This is a genomic window from Brucella rhizosphaerae (assembly GCF_002252475.1).
GTDB classification, from domain to species: Bacteria; Pseudomonadota; Alphaproteobacteria; order Rhizobiales; family Rhizobiaceae; genus Brucella; species Brucella rhizosphaerae.
Map to the genome: position 1 here is coordinate 582700 of NZ_NNRK01000026.1, position 15035 is coordinate 597734.

Sequence of the window (15035 nt, forward strand, 5' to 3'; positions counted from 1 at the left end):
TTTATTTGATTCTGGTCCGGAGGGTGTAGCGCATGTTAACCCGTAAACAGCACGAACTTCTGCTGTTCATTCATGAACGTCTAAAAGAGACGGGCATTCCTCCGTCTTTCGACGAGATGAAAGAGGCTCTCGATTTAGCCTCTAAATCGGGCATTCATCGGCTCATCACAGCGTTGGAAGAACGCGGTTTCATTCGCAGACTCCCAAATCGCGCGCGTGCACTTGAAGTTCTGCGTTTGCCAGATTCCATCGCACCAGGCCTAAATTCGCAAAAGAAATTTGCGCCAAGTGTTATTGAAGGCAGCCTCGGCAAGACACCGCCAGCCTCAATATCGGTGCGGGCCACGCCGACAACCGCTAACGACGATGTATCGACAATGGTGTCTATCCCTGTGATGGGCCGCATTGCAGCTGGTGTACCCATCTCAGCGATCCAAAATCAGACTCATTCGCTCAGCCTTCCGCCAGAAATGATTGGCGCAGGCGAACATTACGCGCTTGAGGTCAAGGGTGACTCGATGATCGAAGCGGGCATTTTCGATGGTGACACCGTCATCATCAAACGCGGCGACACAGCCAATCCGGGCGAAATCATCGTTGCCCTCGTGGATGACGAAGAAGCAACGCTGAAGCGTTTTCGTCGCAAGGGTGCTTCCATTGCGCTCGAAGCTGCAAATCCAGCGTATGAAACACGGATATTCGGTCCTGATCGTGTTCGGGTTCAGGGCAAGCTGATTGGCTTGATCCGACGCTACTAAAATTATTGGGGGAAATCAGAGCCAGAAGAATTTTCAGATGTAGAATTCTTCTGGCTTTCTTACGGTATTCACGATCAGGCAGACCGCGTGCTGCCCGTGAATAAAGGCGATACAGATGCCAAGGCCGTGCGGGTGCGTCGACGGAAAAGCTGAGTTGGTCTGCATAGTCACCGGTATTGCGAGGCTTTGCAGGAGCGAAGCGATAAGTCTCGCTCTCGCCGATTTGCTCTTTAGCCGAAAGACTTGCTTGAACGATCTTGTCTGCCGGAAGTTTTTGACCCAACCTTATTTCAAGTGTCCCCTTCAGGGCCAGTTCCTGCCTATCGACCACAAGCGATTTTGAGCGCTTGCAGTTCAGTGTTTTACCGGGAATGGCCAGGATGACGATGTCTCCGACATTACATGCAATGTCGCGCATGTCTTCCTGCGCTGTATAGGCTAACATTCGACCGTCCCGAAGCGGAATGCTGCAGAGCCCGTCCTCGCAGATAAATGCATTGCCATTGGCTGCTAGCGTTTGTTTCCTGATTATTTGTGGTGGAACGAAAGTTTCAACCAGATAGGCCGTCTGCCAGTTCTGGGCTGTGAATTGCGGTGGCCTGCTGCGGTTAACTGCAAAATTCCCATCCGATAGTCGCACTGCGACAAACTTCGCATCCTCGCTGATAAGGATATCAGGCATCGGTGTGCGGATGAATGCAATCAATCCCGCCAGAACGAAGGGCAGCGCCAGCAATCGCAGGCGAGTAGTAAATGTGACCGCAACCACAAGTGCCACTGTCCAGAGGATGAGCGTCATGACCGGCATGACGCCTGGATTGCCATCCGGCGAAAGACTGGCGACGAATTCTGCAATATGACGGACCAGCAGAACGCCAAAACCCATGACCTGCAATGGTAGCCAATCAAGTTGCAGTGGCATCAGTACAAGGCTTAGAACTGCAAACGGCATCACCAGTATCGAAATTACAGGCAAGGCCAGCACATTTCCAACGAGCCCCAGCGGTGCGGTGTTGTTAAAATGATAGGCTGCAAAAATTCCGCTGGCCACACCCGCCACAATAGATGTTGCGGCCGTCGCGACCGTTGGTTGGAATATTTTCAACAAAATTCCGGGCGGCGATTCCTGGCGGCTCTCCACACCCGATTGTTTCCGGCCTTTTCTCTCACTCCACCAGGCGAATGCCGCAATCAACCCCGCCGTTGCTGAGAACGACATCTGGAAGCTCGGGCCCAATATTTCGTGCGGCGAGATCGCGATCATCGCAATTGCTGAGATCGCCAGATTACGCATACTGATCGCAGCGCGGTCTGCCAGCAGTGCACAGAGCATCACCGCAATCATCACATAGCTTCGTTGTGCAGCTACGTCCGCTCCAGACATGGCGAGATAAAAGGTGCAACTGAGCAACGACAGAAGGGCTGAATATTTCTTGACGGGATATCGGGCGCTGAAGGCCGGAAACAAAGCAAACAACGACCGCAGTGACATCATGACGACACCTGCCGCCAGCACCATATGCAAGCCGGATATCGACAGAATGTGCGCAAGCCCAGCTTTGCGCAAATGCTCATTTGTCTCCTCACTGATCCCTGCCCGCTCGCCAGCAATCAGTGCAGCCGCAACGCTGCCATCCTCACCGGAGAGGACTTCTGCAATGCGCTCTGACACATGCACACGCAACTGGGCGATAGCGCCAGCAATTTTCGCAGTCATACCGCTCGCATCAGGCACATCGGCTATCTTCGGTGTACCCAGAAAGAAACCATTTGCACCAATGCCGCCGAAAAAAGCATGAAAACCAAAATCGTAGTTTCCCGGCCGTACCGGGCCTGACGCCACACGCAGACGTGCAAAGCCGTTCAGCCCGCTCCCGATAGTTGTTTGGGCCGGAATATCCCGTGCGGTAATTCGAATACGTTGCGGTACATAACGAAGCTTGGGTCTCTGCGTTTCAAGAAGATCGAGCGTTACGCGCCAGCTACCATTATCCCGGTATTCGAGTGCAACGACCCTCCCGGTAACGCGCGTCGCCACTTCAGAGCCGAGCATCTGCGTGGCGCGGCGTTCCGTTTCGGTCTTTCCTGCAATCATTCCGAGCTGAAGCGCTAATAAGAGCGTTAATAGCTGTGATGGCATGAAGTGCCTACGACACAAAAAACGAACGAGGCCAAACACCACCAGAACAGAAATGACGGATAACCACCCAGGCTCAAACGATAGTTTGAAATAGGCGATCGCCCCAATACCCATAAAAATCGGAAACAACAGGAAAAACATTCCTCTGCCGATTTCCCGACCTATAGCCAAAGCGAAATTCTGTCGCGCAAGGAAAACCAGCTCAGCCAGCCGCTCTGACGATGTTTGTTGTTTGAACGGCAGAACTGGCGGTGGTTGTTCCGTTGGATTATAAGGCTGCCAGGGCTCAGGCAATAGGGAACGAGCAAGACCATCGGGCATGTCTTTGACAAATGCCCGTTCATTGGTCTCTTGTGCGTGTCTTGTGCTCGTCATGCCCCCGCCTGACTGCAAAAGTGTTCCCTACGAATCTAAAGAAGAATAGCAGATTGGCGCGAAAGAAACTTGAAGCCCTTGCGCGCTGTGCTGCCTATGGTACATGAACCCCAGCCAAAATCGAGAGGGTTCCCACGTTGAGAATCCTTGCCGCCCGTAGATTGTAAACAAACGGGCACTACATATTCAAAATTCCGCCTCGCACTGCGCATCCGCTGCAGCCTAACGAGGCCTGTTATAGTGGAGCTGTCATGTCGAAACCGGTCGTAACCCGTTTTGCCCCTTCGCCCACGGGTTTCCTTCATATTGGCGGAGCCCGGACCGCCCTATTCAATTGGCTTTATGCCAAGCATAGTGGTGGCAAGATGCTGCTGCGCATTGAAGATACAGACCGCGAGCGCTCCACGGATGCGGCAACGGCAGCGATCCTTGATGGTCTTACATGGCTTGGCCTTGATTGGGATGGCGATGCTATTTCGCAGTTTGAACGTGCCCCACGCCATCGCGAAGTAGCAGAAGAACTGGTTGCCAAAGGCAAAGCTTATTATTGCTACGCAACGCCCGCCGAACTCGAAGACATGCGTGAAAAGGCTCGTGCCGAAGGCCGCCCACCGCGTTATGATGGTCGCTGGCGTGATCGCGATCCATCCGAAGCCCCGGAAGGTGTAAAGCCTGTTGTTCGAATCAAAGCACCGCGGGAAGGCGAAACCCTTGTTCGCGATGCTGTTCAGGGTGATGTGCGCTTCCCGAACAAGGACCTTGATGATTTCATCATCCTTCGTTCCGACGGAACGCCAACCTATATGCACGCTGTTGTCGTCGATGATAATGATATGGGCGTCACCCACATTATCCGTGGCGATGATCATCTGACCAATGCTGCGCGCCAGACCGTGATTTATGATGCGATGGGCTGGGAAATTCCCCAGATGTCGCATATTCCGCTCATTCACGGTGCGGATGGCGCAAAGCTTTCCAAGCGCCACGGCGCGCTTGGCGTCGATGCCTATCGCGCCATGGGTTACTTGCCGGAGGCTCTGCGCAACTATCTGGTTCGTCTTGGCTGGAGCCATGGCGACGATGAAATCATGTCGACCGAACAGATGATCGAATGGTTTGACGTCAAGGATATCAACAAAGGTGCCGCACGCTTTGATTTCCAGAAGCTCGAAGCAATCAACGGCCTCTATATGCGCAGCAGCGATGACAAAGCACTGTTCGATGCTCTGATCGCTGTTTTGCCGGAGATCGAAGGCGGAAAAGAACTGGAAGCCTCTCTGGACGACAAAGGTCGTGCGCAGCTCCTCACCGCAATGCCCGGTCTGAAAGATCGTGCAAAGACGCTCGTTGAACTCGCAGACGGTGCCAAGTTCATCTTCGCTAAGCGCCCGCTTGCATTTGATGAAAAAGCCGCATCCCTGCTTAACGACGAAGGTCGTGCAGTGCTGAAGGCTACCCTTCCACATCTGGAATCAGTCAATGAATGGACCGTGGAAGCGCTTGATGCGGCGGTTCGCGCCCATGCAGAAGCCACAGGCTTGAAGCTTGGGAAAGTGGCACAACCTTTGCGCGCTGCTCTCACAGGTCGTGCTACATCTCCGGGTGTATTCGATGTACTGTTTGTGCTCGGCCGTGAAGAGTCACTTGCACGCGTAAAAGATCAAATCGTTTGAACTGTTAGCATTCACGCTGACGTGACAAAACGGGCTTAATTAGTCCAAATTACGCATTGCATCGCGAAATCATTGGGATAGTTTGGCGGTCGAAATCGTTTGGATAATGCGTTCAAAACTAGTGGTCTGATTCCGACATTTGCATCCCTTAGTTACAGGTGTTGAACAAATGTGGAATCAAAAAGACCACTAGCAAGTTTATGTATCGAGTGGATTTTTCAAATTTGACGTTTGAAACAGCGTTTCAGTTGTTCGGGACGCAAACGTCAATTCAATCCACTCGTTTCGCGCTTATGCGGGAAACATTCGGAATTTGCGAAAGACAAGTTATAACGACGATTAAAATTCAGCCGTCGCACAGGCGGCAATGTGGACACGAAAGGAAACACGATGTCAGATAAGACAGCTAGCTTTACCCTCGACGGCAAAACGTTCGACCTGCCTGTACGACAAGGCACTGCCGGGCCGGACGTCGTTGACATCGGTCCACTTTACAAGAATGCGAATGCCTTCACTTACGATCCTGGTTTCACGTCGACTGCTTCATGCGAATCCAAGATCACCTACATCGATGGCGATGAAGGCATTCTTCTCTATCGTGGCTATCCGATTGATCAGCTTGCTGAACACGGCGACTTCCTCGAAACCTGCTATCTGCTGCTTTACGGCGAACTGCCAACAGCAACTCAGAAAGCCGACTTCGATTATCGCGTGACCCGTCACACGATGATCCATGAACAGATGACGAAGTTCTTCACCGGCTTCCGTCGCGATGCGCATCCAATGGCTGTTATCGTGGGCTGCGTCGGCGCAATGTCTGCCTTCTACCACGACTCGACCGATATCACCGATCCGCATCAGCGCATGGTCGCCTCGATCCGCCTGATCGCCAAGGTGCCAACGCTCGCTGCAATGGCATATAAGTATCACATCGGCCAGCCGTTCATGTATCCGAAGAACGACCTCGATTTCGCGTCGAACTTCCTGCACATGTGCTTCGGTGTTCCTTGCGAAGAGTACAAGGTCAACCCGGTTCTGGCACGTGCTATGGATCGTATCTTCATTCTGCATGCAGACCACGAACAGAACGCATCGACTTCAACCGTTCGTCTGGCCGGTTCGTCGGGTGCTAACCCATTCGCTTGTATCGCAGCCGGCGTAGCCTGCCTCTGGGGCCCAGCCCATGGTGGCGCGAATGAAGCAGCGCTCAACATGCTCGCTGAAATCGGCTCAGTCGATCGCATTCCGGAATTCATTGCCCGCGCCAAGGACAAGAACGACCCGTTCCGTCTGATGGGCTTCGGTCACCGCGTTTATAAGAACTACGATCCACGCGCCAAGATCATGCAGAAGACCTGCCATGAGGTTCTCGGCGAACTGGGCATCAAGGACGATCCGCTTCTGGACGTCGCTCTGGAACTCGAAAAGATCGCTTTGACAGATGAATACTTCATCGAAAAGAAGCTCTATCCAAACATCGACTTCTATTCCGGCATTACACTGAAGGCACTGGGCTTCCCGACCGAAATGTTCACGGTTCTGTTCGCCCTCGCCCGTACAGTTGGCTGGGTCGCACAGTGGAAAGAAATGATCGAAGATCCACAGCAGAAGATCGGTCGTCCGCGTCAGCTCTACACCGGCGCTGCAGAACGCGATTATGTACCGGTCGCAAAGCGTAAGTAATTTAAAGCAAAATAAAAAACCCCGGCAAATCGCCGGGGTTTTTGTTTGTAAGATTTCAAAAATCAGCGCTTTCGTCCGTTCTCCGCCAGATCAAGCAGAACGCGTGCACCGATTTCACCTGATGGACGCTCGGTAGCCATAATCGACGTCACCTTGTCGAAGCCATCAAGCTGAGCCTGCCGAAAAGCACCTTTCTGCATTAATTGCTCAATATAACGCGCTAGGTTGCCGGGTCTCACGGATTCATTGAAAAACTCAGGTACGATAGGTGCGTCCGCAATAATATTGGGCAGCGCTGCACTCCAGATCGTAATTCTGGAGATCAGAAACTGACGTGCAAACCAGTCAGCCTTATAAGAAAGAACAGTTGGAATATGCGAGAGAGCCAATTCCAGTGAGACGGTGCCCGACGCAGCCAATGCAGCATCTGCACGCGCAAAAGCCTGCCATTTTGCCTCGTCACCGGTCACGATCAGCGGCTTTACTGCCCAGTCCTTGGACATTTCACGCACCGTTTCCTCTATACGAGGCAATGTCGGCAAGATAACTTCCAACTTTTCGACACGTGCCGCCAGTTCCGCAACCGCCTTGCCGAACGGCTCCATAAGCATCTGGAGTTCCCCACGACGCGAGCCAGGAAGCAACAACAGGCAACGCGTGTCATCAGGTCGGCGTTTCTGTTCAGCAGCCTTTTGCGCAGCCTGCACCTGCAAGATGGGTGCATAGCTGCTGAGACGATGCCCGACATAAGTTGATTGCGGCCCGTTTAGCCGCCTCATCACCTCAACCTCAAACGGTAATACAGTCAGAACGTGATCAACATAGCCCCGCATCTCTTTCGCGCGTTGTGGACGCCAGGCCCATACGCTTGGTGCGATGTATTTCACGATTGGGATCGAAGGGGCCGCCGCCCGTATTTTCTTTGCAACCCGATGCGTAAATTCAGGGCTATCAATCAGCAAAACGCAATCCGGCTTTTCAGCGACGATCCGCTTCGCCGTCTGACCAATACGCAGGATAAGACCGGGAAGGTTCTTGAGGATGGCGCCAAGGCCCATCAGAGCAATTTCATTTGGATCGAAAAAGCTCTTCAAGCCGCGCTGGGTCAAATGCTCGCCGCCAACGCCAACGATATCAACAAGCCTGTCAGTCTGGCCGCGAAGAGCATCAATCAGATCGGCACCGAGCAGATCACCGGATTCCTCCCCGGCCACAATTGCGATTTTCAATGGCCGGCTGGTTTTGCTCACCCTGTCGTGTCCTTTGTGCTTCGACTTATCGTCTCGATAAACAGGCCTTTTTCATTTGCCGCGGCCAGGGTTTCACCGAGCCCCAGAATGAAAGTGCGTCCTGCCTCGATCGCTATGCCGGAAAGACCGGCACGCGCAGCGTTCTCCACCGTCGATACACCAATTGCTGGCAGATCGGCTCGCTCATCCTGTCTCGGCTTGGCCATTTTTACAAGTACGCCGCCACGCCGAGAAATTCGACCTTCCTGTCGCAAGGCGAAAACCCGTTCTATCATCAGGTCGGTGCCTTCAGCACCTTCCAGAGCAACAACCCGACCGCCAGCCGCGATAGCACCCTGCCCGACATCGAGTTCACCCAGCCGGAGGGCCGCTTCCATAGCGAGCGCGATATTTCGACGCTCACGCGAATCCGGGGTCAATCGTGTGAGACAGCGCGCAGGCTCTGGCGACAAAAGGTCTGGCACAACTTCATGGGCTCCGACCATTTTAAAACCGTAGCGTTCAAGAAGTCGCATAAACGCACGCAACAGCGCATCATCGCCCTGACTGAGGGCAACGAGAACATAACGCATTGCCCTGATAGTAGGCAAATTAAGCTTCAGATCACTTAAATGCGGACGATTACGAAGCCCACCAGCCAGAACAACCTGCGAAACGTCAGCGGAACGCATTGCACGCATCAACATGCCAAAATCGACAGCCGAAATTTCCTGATGATCATATTCGTAAAGCGAAGCATCGGCTTCCCCCCGCAACGGAAGCACAAAAGGCGGATTTCCATCCGCCTTTAAAGCCTCAGCCACCTTTATGGGTAAAAGACCATTACCGGCAATGATAGCCGTCCGGGGGCGCTTAATCACGCTCTGCCCGCTATCAAGCGTCGTCACCGTCATCCATCGCTCCGCCTACAGACGAACCAAGCGGCGGCGTACAATAGGCGCGCTTATTATCGACCAGAATGAAGGAGATAAGATCTGCCACACCGTCCGAGTCAGGAAATGCCTTCAGAACATCCTGCGCGCGCTCACGCACAGGCTTTGAACGATCAAACAGCATATGCACAGCATGGCGCAGATTATGAATATCTTTGCGCTGCATGCCCGAACGCTTCATGCCGATAATGTTCAAGCCACCGAGATATGCGTGGTTGCCGATCGCACTGCCGTAAGGAATGAGATCATGCGCAAGTGCTGCCATACCGCCAACAAAAGCATGATGACCGACCCGCGTGAACTGGTGAACAGCAGAACCACCACCAAGAATGGCGTGATGGCCGATTTCAACGTGACCACCAATCATAACATTATTGGCAAATGTAACGTGATCGCCAACATCGCAGTCATGAGCGACATGGGCATAAGCGAGAAACTGACAATTATCGCCAACGCTTGTATATCCACGGCTGCTGTCGGAACCGCGATGCATGGTAACACCTTCGCGGATCAGGCAGTTCTTGCCAACGATAAGTTTGGTTGGGCCGCCTTTATGCTTTCCGTTCTGCGGATCGCAGCCAAGAACGGCATGCGGATAAACCTTCGCGCCAGCGCCAAGCGTTACCGCTTCAGTGACGACAACATGGCTCATCAATTCCGAACCATCACCAACGACGGCACCAGACTGGATATGGCAAAATGGACCGACGGATACGCCCTGTCCCAGCTCCACACCCTGCTCTACGAGAGCGGTAGGGTGGATAAAAGTTTCCTTCATTGAGGTACTCACGCCTTTTCTTCGGCTACGCCAACCATCGCAGCGACTTCAGCTTCGGCAACCTTTACGCCATCAACTTCTGCAACGCACTCAAATTTAGAGATATTTCCGCGTTGTTTAATCTTCTTCACGTGAAGGTGAAGCTGATCGCCTGGAACGACCGGACGTCGGAACTTGGCTTTGTCAATCGTCATAAAATAAACAAGGCTCGGAGCATCTGTTCCCTTCTTGAGAACTGTGATTGCACCGGCTGTCTGTGCCATGGCTTCGATAATAAGAACGCCTGGCATGATCGGTTTGTCAGGAAAATGGCCGGTAAAATGCGGCTCATTCATCGTGACGTTCTTGATGCCAGTTGCAGACTGATCACCATCAATATTGATGATACGGTCGATTAGCAAAAATGGATAGCGATGCGGAAGCGCACGCATAATAGCCTGAATATCTGCGGTTTCCAGCTTCTTCTGATTAGCATCACTCATCAGAGGATTGGTCCTTTCTTGGTTTCCCGATGCTCCGGATATTCGCGATATCTCTGAACCATTGTTTTATTGGTCGCGCAGGGACGCCACCCCAACGCTCGCCATCGGGTATATCATTCATTACGCCGCTTCCCGCGGCAATCTGTACACGCGAACCGATAACCACATGATCAGCAAGGCCTACACTGCCGCCTATCATGGTCTGGTCACCGATAACAACACTTCCCGAAACACCGCAAAGTGCGGCCACAACGCAAAATCGGCCAAATCGCACATTGTGCCCGATCTGCACCAAATTATCGATCTTGGTGCCCTCACCGATCACGGTATCGTTCAAAGCGCCACGATCAATCGTGGTATTCGCACCGATTTCAACATCATCCTGTAGGATAACGCGTCCAAGCTGCGGGACTTTTTCAAGCCCTCTTGGTCCCGGAATATAACCAAAGCCATCCTGCCCGATACGAACGCCTGGGTGCAGAGACACGCGATTGCCGATCATGGCAAACTGAATTGCAACCCCTGGCGCAATATAGCTATCGCGACCGATCTGGCAGCCCTCACCAACAACAGCAGTTGCAGCAATCAGCGTTCCGGCACCAATGCTGACATTCCTGCCTATCATCGCGCCCGCTTCAATCGTCGCGCCGTCTTCAATCTTTGCAGAAGGATGAATAAATGCAGCCGGAGAAATACCAGTTTCACCTAGCCAGCTTTCCGGTCTTACAGATATAGGAAAAAGCATCCGTCCGACGGAAGAAAAATCGCGCTGCGGATTTCGGGTGACAAGCGTGGCAATGTCCGAAGGAACACTATCAGCCACGTCTTCTGAACAAAGAACACCTGCAGCCTTCATGCCAGCAAGCGCGGCAGCATTCTTTTTGCCATCAACAAAAACGAGTGCATTTTCACTCGCATCGCTCAATGACGCCAAACGCGCAACAGCACGCGGTGCAAACTTCGGGTTACGAAGCTTTGCACCGGTAAAATCTGCTATATCGCCTATCGTGAGTTCACGAGAAGACTTGAAGAAAATGGGATCTGCCATCAAAGCACTTTCTTGCCCGGGGCATGTCTGCCCCGGGAAAAGGCAAATCTATTAGAACTTGGTCGAAACACCAAAGTTGAAATTCTGAACCTTATCGGTGTCAGCCTTTGCAATCGGGAATGCGTAGTCAAAGCGCAACGGACCGAATGGTGAAGCCCACATCAAGCTCACACCAGCCGAAGCACGAAGCTTCTTTTCATCACCGAGGATTGGTGCGCCGCCAGCCGACGATTCATTGCCGTAAAGCATAGCCGCATCAGCGAACACTGCACCACGGATACCAAGGCTTTCCGGAACGATCGGCATTGGGAACTGAACTTCAGCCGTACCGTTGAAATAAGTCGTTCCACCCATCCAGTAACGGTTGCCGTTTGCAGCATCCTGATAAGGACCGATACCGTTGAACTTGAAGCCACGAATAATATCGGAGTTGTTCTTGAACAGATCGAAGATACGAACGCCGTCATTGCCGAATTCATGGATATAACCACCACCGACGCCCAGCATACCGACGATGTCGGCTTCCTGAGCAAGGGTCTGGTAATAATTACCCTTGAAAGTGGTCTTCACATACTTGGCATCGCCACCAAGACCCGCGAATTCCTGCGTGAACTTCGCATAAATACCATCATGCGGGTTCTTCATGTCATCAATGGAGTTGTAGGTCAGTGAATAGCTAACCGACGAACGAATCCATGGGCTGAAGTTCGCAGCATCGATAAGTGCCGGAGCGTAATAAGTAGGATCAGGCTGACCGGTTACTGGATCAGTTACGTACAGGTCGTACTTTTCCTGAACGAGGTTGTAGGCCAGACCAGCAGAGAAGTTATCAGTAATCGGGAGACCAAAACGGATCGTACCGCCTGTCTGCTGAACATCATAACGACCGCCACTGTCTACACGATACGAGCGACGGAATACGTCGAACCCGGCAGACATACGATAACCGAGGAAGTACGGTTCAGTGAACGAGAGCGCATAGTTACGCATTTCGTCCTGACCTGCGCCGGCACTGATTCGGATGAACTGACCACGACCAAGGAAGTTGCGCTCGGTAATAGCAGCTTCAACCTGTGCACCTGGCGATTCACCACCGGTCGTGTAACCACCACCGATCGAGAATTCACCGGTCGACTTTTCGACCACATCAACAACCAGAATCACCTGATCAGGCTCGGCGCCCGGAGCGGTCGAGATGTTGACTGTCTGGAAGAAATCAAGCGCTTCAAGACGACGCTTCGCACGCTGAACCATAACCTGATTGAAGGCATCGCCTTCATTCATGTCGAATTCGCGACGAATAACGTAATCGCGGGTCTTATCGTTGCCGCGGATTTCGATGCGCTCAACATAAGCGCGCGGACCCTGGTCAACACTGTAGACGAGCGAGATCGTGTGATTATCAAAGTCACGATCGCCGCGTGGCTCCACCTTGGCAAATGCGTAACCGCTGCCGGCAACATTCTCAGTAATAGCCGTAACGGAGTCTTCGATTTCTTTGGCGCTGTAAGGCTTGCCTTCGCGCGTCTTAAGAAGACCACCGAGAGCCTGCGTATCCACACCTTCAACGGTGCTTTCGACGCCTACATTACCAAAGGTATAGCGCTGACCTTCGTCAACGGTAACTGTGATCGTGTATTCATTGGTCGAAGGGTCAAGTGTGGCATTCGACGAAAGCACGCGGAAATCCGCATAGCCGCGGTTGTAGTAGAAACGACGCAGCGTTTCTTCATCAGCCTGCAGGCGACCTTCATCATAAACGTCATTACGGGTCAGCCACGAAAGCGGGTTCGAGCGCTTTGTGGAGATCACATCGCGCAGACGACGCGAGCCATATGCACTATTACCAACGAAGTTGATGTTGGCGATCTTGGTACGCGAACCTTCAGTGATTTCATAAACCACATTCACGCGTCCCTGACCGAGATCAACGGTACGAGCGTTAACGATTGCATCGCTGCGACCGATATGCGCGTAAGCAGCCTTAATGGCTTCCTTATCGGATTCCATCGTTGCAGCATCATATGGCGAACGGGCCTTGAGCTGAACGGCGCGAGCCAGATCAGGATCCTTGACCTTTTTATTACCCTGGAAAAGGACATTGTTCACAACGGAGCGCTCGCTCACCTGAACGACCAGCGATCCACCAGACTGGTTGATGCGAACGTCAGAGAACAAACCCATTGCGAAAAGGCGCTTAACAGCAGCATCAATATCGTTGCTGTTGAAAGCCTTACCCGGGCGAATGTCGATATTGTCGCGGATTGTCTGCGCATCGACGCGCGTATTACCGCGCACTTCAATGCGATTGACGACCGCGGCCTCAGCAGCATTTACCGATGCCAGAGAGAGAGCAGCAGTACCCGAAGCTACAAGAGCCACCGACATGGCGAGCGCTGAAGCGGCGCCAAAGAATTTAGAACTTGCCGTCATGGGCTTTCCGAACCTTCGTTTCTTTCTGTCCCCGGGGCGAATTTCCCAGAAATGCACGTATAGATACAACCGTAATAGCCGGTTTTTCTATACAAGCAAGCGTCACGGTTAAAATCTGTTTACTTAGGCAACCAGCGTGGCATCCGCGCCACGCGATTTAATGATTATGGTAAACAGATCACTACGCTTTTCCGGTCCTCACTCCCAATGTTCATTTCTGATTAACGCCTCTGCACAGTTTTCACTGTGAGCAGCGCCTCGTGCGGTAGAGAGTCTCGCCAGATTGGCAGCGCGACCCAGTTCCCCGTCAACCAGCCGGACAGTGATCTAGCAGGCAAACAGGTCGTTGAAAAGTACGAACCCCATGAATCCCATCACAACGAGGAATCCAACACGATAAAAAATTTCCTGCGCCCAAACTGACACAGGGCTGCCCTTGATCGCTTCCACGGCATAAAAAACCAGATGTCCGCCATCCAGTGGTGGCAAAGGAAACAGGTTCAAAAGCCCAATACCGATGGAGAGCATCGCCGTCAGCTGGATAAGCCAGTCAAATCCCTGACTTGCAGCCTTGCCCGCCATGTTGGCAATCTTTACAGGACCGCCGAGCTGACATTTATCTTCACGACCAACTGCAAAGCGCTGAAAAAACTCACCCGTACGGCTGATGATGTGCCCGGTTTCAACAACCGCCTGCCCGACTGATTCGAGCGGGCCGTATTCAATGCGCCGGAAATTTCCCACGGCCTGCGTGGTTTCCACGCCGATTGCACCCATCTTGACCTTGTTGCCCAGAGGATCAGTACGTTCCACAAGCGCAGGTGTGGCCTTCAGGTCCACCATCTTGCCGTCGCGCTCAACCGTAAAGTCCAGCACATCGCCCGAACGACCGGAAACAATCCGCTGAACATCGGAGAAAGTTGTGATCTTCTGCCCCTCAACACTAATAAAGCGATCACCCGGCTCGAAACCGGCTGCAGCAGCCGGACTGTCCGGCTGAACGCCAGCGACAAGCGGGTCAGCAATCTGCCGACCGTACAGCCCAAAGAACACGCTGAAGATGACAACTGTAAGAATGATGTTGAAAGCTGGACCAGCAAAAACCGTTGCCGCGCGTTTCCAGACCGGCTGCGTATGAAACGCCCTGCTCTGTTCTTCTGCGCTGAGACTGGAGTTATCCACACCCACAGGCGAACTCGTAGCACTTTCATCGCCCAGAAACTTCACATAGCCGCCAAGCGGAATCGCGGAAAGCTTCCAGCGTGTGCCGTGCCTATCGGTAAAGCCGATCAGTTCAGGACCAAAACCGATAGAAAATGCACTCGCACCAATGCCGCACCAGCGGCCGACAAGGTAATGCCCCATCTCGTGAACGAAAACGACAACCGTCAACACAAACAAAAATGGAATTATGGTTCCGACGAGCAGACTTTCACTGCCGATAAAAAAGGCCAGAGCCTCCTGCAAATCACCACTCCTACGA

10 protein-coding genes and 1 pseudogene are annotated in these 15035 nt (G+C 52.7%); 3 read left to right on the forward strand and 8 right to left on the reverse strand.

Going from position 1 to position 15035, the window contains the following annotated elements:
• The first annotated feature begins 32 nt into the window (after nucleotides 1–32).
• Complete coding sequence (lexA, locus tag CEV32_RS12175; RefSeq protein ID WP_094577369.1) at nucleotides 33–758, forward strand: transcriptional repressor LexA; 726 nt, start codon at nucleotides 33–35, stop codon at nucleotides 756–758.
• A 55-nt stretch (nucleotides 759–813) separates the two neighbouring features.
• Here lexA and CEV32_RS12180 read toward each other — a convergent pair.
• Nucleotides 814–3273 (reverse strand): annotated as a pseudogene (locus CEV32_RS12180) (ComEC/Rec2 family competence protein); the annotation flags it as partial.
• 251 nt (nucleotides 3274–3524) lie between these two features.
• On the opposite strand from CEV32_RS12180, the gene gltX reads away from it, so the two are divergent.
• Together gltX and gltA are read left to right on the forward strand one after the other, a co-directional pair.
• The gene (gene gltX, locus CEV32_RS12185) at nucleotides 3525–4946 is read left to right on the forward strand and encodes a glutamate--tRNA ligase (protein ID WP_094577370.1); all 1422 of its coding nucleotides are present in this window, start codon (nucleotides 3525–3527) and stop codon (nucleotides 4944–4946) included.
• A gap of 390 nt (nucleotides 4947–5336) precedes the next feature.
• Complete coding sequence (gltA, locus tag CEV32_RS12190) at nucleotides 5337–6629, forward strand: citrate synthase (protein ID WP_094577371.1); 1293 nt, start codon at nucleotides 5337–5339, stop codon at nucleotides 6627–6629.
• A 62-nt stretch (nucleotides 6630–6691) separates the two neighbouring features.
• Here gltA and lpxB read toward each other — a convergent pair whose 3' ends face one another.
• The 7 genes from lpxB to rseP form a co-directional block, all read right to left on the reverse strand.
• Nucleotides 6692–7879: a lipid-A-disaccharide synthase gene (gene lpxB, locus CEV32_RS12195; protein WP_094577372.1), complete on the reverse strand. Its 1188-nt coding sequence runs from the start codon at nucleotides 7877–7879 to the stop codon at nucleotides 6692–6694.
• Nucleotides 7876–8772 carry an LpxI family protein gene (locus CEV32_RS12200; RefSeq protein WP_094577373.1) on the reverse strand — a complete coding sequence of 299 codons (897 nt, stop codon included), beginning with the start codon at nucleotides 8770–8772 and terminating at the stop codon, nucleotides 7876–7878. Before CEV32_RS12200 ends, lpxB begins: the two co-directional genes overlap by 4 nt.
• Nucleotides 8753–9589 (reverse strand): acyl-ACP--UDP-N-acetylglucosamine O-acyltransferase, encoded by an 837-nt coding sequence (gene lpxA / locus CEV32_RS12205; RefSeq protein ID WP_094577374.1) that lies wholly within the window; start codon nucleotides 9587–9589, stop codon nucleotides 8753–8755. Before lpxA ends, CEV32_RS12200 begins: the two co-directional genes overlap by 20 nt.
• A gap of 8 nt (nucleotides 9590–9597) precedes the next feature.
• Entirely contained in the window at nucleotides 9598–10071 is a 474-nt protein-coding gene (gene fabZ / locus CEV32_RS12210) for a 3-hydroxyacyl-ACP dehydratase FabZ (protein WP_094577375.1), read from the reverse strand.
• A complete protein-coding gene (gene lpxD / locus CEV32_RS12215; RefSeq protein ID WP_094577376.1) occupies nucleotides 10064–11119 on the reverse strand; it encodes a UDP-3-O-(3-hydroxymyristoyl)glucosamine N-acyltransferase in 1056 nt (351 codons plus the stop codon). Before lpxD ends, fabZ begins: the two co-directional genes overlap by 8 nt.
• A 51-nt stretch (nucleotides 11120–11170) precedes the next feature.
• Nucleotides 11171–13552: an outer membrane protein assembly factor BamA gene (gene bamA, locus CEV32_RS12220; RefSeq protein WP_094577377.1), complete on the reverse strand. Its 2382-nt coding sequence runs from the start codon at nucleotides 13550–13552 to the stop codon at nucleotides 11171–11173.
• A gap of 327 nt (nucleotides 13553–13879) precedes the next feature.
• Nucleotides 13880–15019: an RIP metalloprotease RseP gene (gene rseP, locus CEV32_RS12225; RefSeq protein ID WP_094577378.1), complete on the reverse strand. Its 1140-nt coding sequence runs from the start codon at nucleotides 15017–15019 to the stop codon at nucleotides 13880–13882.
• Between the last annotated feature and the right edge of the window lie 16 nt (nucleotides 15020–15035).